Annotated in this window: 3 protein-coding genes; 2 read left to right on the top strand and 1 reads right to left on the bottom strand. The window is 62.4% G+C overall.

All coding sequences use genetic code 11. From position 1 onward, the window contains the following. Positions 1–20: 20 nt before the first annotated feature. Positions 21–968: a tRNA (adenosine(37)-N6)-dimethylallyltransferase MiaA gene (gene miaA / locus VZ95_RS14390; RefSeq protein WP_045776470.1), complete on the bottom strand. Its 948-nt coding sequence runs from the start codon at positions 966–968 to the stop codon at positions 21–23. A 12-nt stretch (positions 969–980) separates the two neighbouring features. Here miaA and serB point away from each other — a divergent pair, with 12 nt between their 5' ends. After that, the gene (gene serB / locus VZ95_RS14385) at positions 981–1,871 is read left to right on the top strand and encodes a phosphoserine phosphatase SerB (protein ID WP_045776469.1); all 891 of its coding nucleotides are present in this window, start codon (positions 981–983) and stop codon (positions 1,869–1,871) included. Positions 1,872–1,937: 66 nt separating this feature from the next. Then, entirely contained in the window at positions 1,938–2,069 is a 132-nt protein-coding gene (locus VZ95_RS28300) for a hypothetical protein (RefSeq protein WP_269747114.1), read from the top strand. The last annotated feature ends 2 nt before the right edge of the window (positions 2,070–2,071 follow it).

Below are 2,071 nucleotides of genomic sequence, written 5' to 3'. Positions count from 1 at the left end.
AGACGCTATGCGGGGGCGGGTCAGCCGGTCAAGTTGGTTTGCGTCATGATCGACAAGATTTCCTGCATAGCTCGATTATATTGTTGCGGATCAACGGTCAGAGCGCCGGAAAGCTGGTGTTTAAACCAGGTAGTTTGCCGCTTGGCATACTGGCGGCTGGCGGCTTGCGCCAAGGTTATTGCTTCGGGCAACCCGATCTCACCCTGATGATAGGACAGCAATTCTGGCACACCCACGGCTTTGCGTAAGGGGGCCTCCTTCGGAAGCTGGGGCAGACGATCGGCAAAAGCGGCGATTTCGTCCAGCGCGCCGGTCTCGACCATCTGAGAAAAACGCTGATTGATCCGCTCATAAAGCCACGCCCGGTCCGGCGCGAGCACTACGGGGACGAAAGAATAGCCCGCCGGCGGGCCGGAGCGCGGCGCGTGGAGGAAGCTGCTAAAGGGCTTTCCTGTCGCCGCCCAGACCTCGTAAGCGCGCTTCACCCGCTGGCTGTCGGAGGGGCGCAGACGCTCGGCGCTGGCAGGATCGACGGCGGCGAGGCGGGCGTGAAAGGGCAAGGCCCCCTCGGCGGCATGCAGTTCCCCTACCGCGTCGCGCACCTCCGGCGGTACCTGCGGCAGATCGGCGAAACCCTCCATCAGTGCCTTGATATAGAGGCCGGTGCCGCCAACCAGCAGCGCGGGCGCATCGCCTAACCCATCCAACAGGGTGACAACATCCTGCCGCCAGCTTTCCGCCGTTGCGGCGTCGGCAGTCGAAAGATAGCCGTAAAGCGCGTGCGGGGCCTGGGCCTCCTCCGCTTGGCTGGGACGGGCGGTAATCAGGCGCAGCTCACGATATAGCTGCATTGAATCGGCATTGATGATAACAGCACCCGTCTGCTCGGCCACCGCTAAGGCCAGGGCAGACTTGCCGCTCGCCGTCGGTCCCGCCAGGATGAGCCGCTGTCGTGTGCTCTTGTTCATAATGGATGGTCCATGCCTTTTACCCTGGTCCTCAGTTCCGCGCCTACGACCCCCGCCGTCACCGACGCGCTAGTGGCCGAGGCGATATCCGTCGCCAATCTGCACGGCTCGGCGGTACGCTGGCTGGTGCCGGGCGTTGCTGCGGATATCGTCACCTCGCAGCCGATCGATCTTGCCCGGCTCCGCGCGGCTTTAGCCGATAAGCCCGTCGATGCCAATCTGGTCGAAACGGCGGGCCGACGGAAGCTCTTGCTCGTCGCCGATATGGAATCGACGCTCATCGAAAATGAAATGCTGGATGATCTGGCCGCCGATATCGGCATCGGCCCGCAGATTGCGGCGATTACGGAAAAATCGATGCGCGGCGAGGTGGATTTCGCCACCAGTGTGCGCGAGCGCGTAGCCTTGCTGGCCGATCTGCCCGTTGCGATCATGGATACCTGCGCCGCGCGCATTCGCCTGATGCCCGGCGCGAAAAGCCTGATTGCAACGATGGCCCACCACGGCGCGCATTGCGTGATTGCCACCGGCGGCTTCGGCTATTTCGCCGATCCGGTTGCCAAAACCCTGGGCTGCCATGCCGTTCACTGCAATCATCTGGAACTCACCGGCAGCGGCGAGCGCCGCCTCACGGGCCGTCTGATCGAACCCATCTTCGATAGAGCTGCCAAGCGCCGCACGCTGGAATCGGTGGCGCTTCAGCGCGGCCTACCGCTCTCGGCCACGCTTGCGGTCGGCGATGGGGCGAATGATCTCGATATGCTCTCGGTCGCGGGCTTCGGTGTGGCGTTCCGGGCAAAACCGATTGTGGCGGCGGCGGCGCATCTGTCGCTGAACCACTCGGATCTTACCGGGTTGCTGTTCTTGCAGGGCTATCCGGCGGAAGAAATTCTCGAAGGCTAGGCCCGCTTCGATTAGGACAGGCCTGCACCCTTGGCCCTGAGCCGTCTTCGTTGGAAGGTTTTTAGAATGACCCGGCATTCCCTTGCCAAAGATAAAATCCGCGTTCTGCTGCTGGAAGGCGTTCACGAAAACGCCGTTCAGGACTTTCAGCGCAACGGCTACACGCAGATCGAGCAGCTTAAAGTTGCTCTCGAATGAGG

This window comes from Elstera litoralis (assembly GCF_000963705.1).
Lineage (GTDB): Bacteria > Pseudomonadota > Alphaproteobacteria > Elsterales > Elsteraceae > Elstera > Elstera litoralis.
Note: the sequence above shows the minus strand (reverse complement) of the source record. Positions and strands in the feature narration are given on the sequence as shown.

Bases quoted from the DNA above. Each gene is read 5' to 3' on its own strand.
- serB (WP_045776469.1), top strand. From the start codon at position 981: ATGCCTTTTACCCTGGTCCTCAGTTCCGCGCCTACGACCCCCGCCGTC.
- miaA (WP_045776470.1), bottom strand. From the start codon at position 968: ATGAACAAGAGCACACGACAGCGGCTCATCCTGGCGGGACCGACGGCG.
- VZ95_RS28300 (WP_269747114.1), top strand. From the start codon at position 1,938: ATGACCCGGCATTCCCTTGCCAAAGATAAAATCCGCGTTCTGCTGCTG.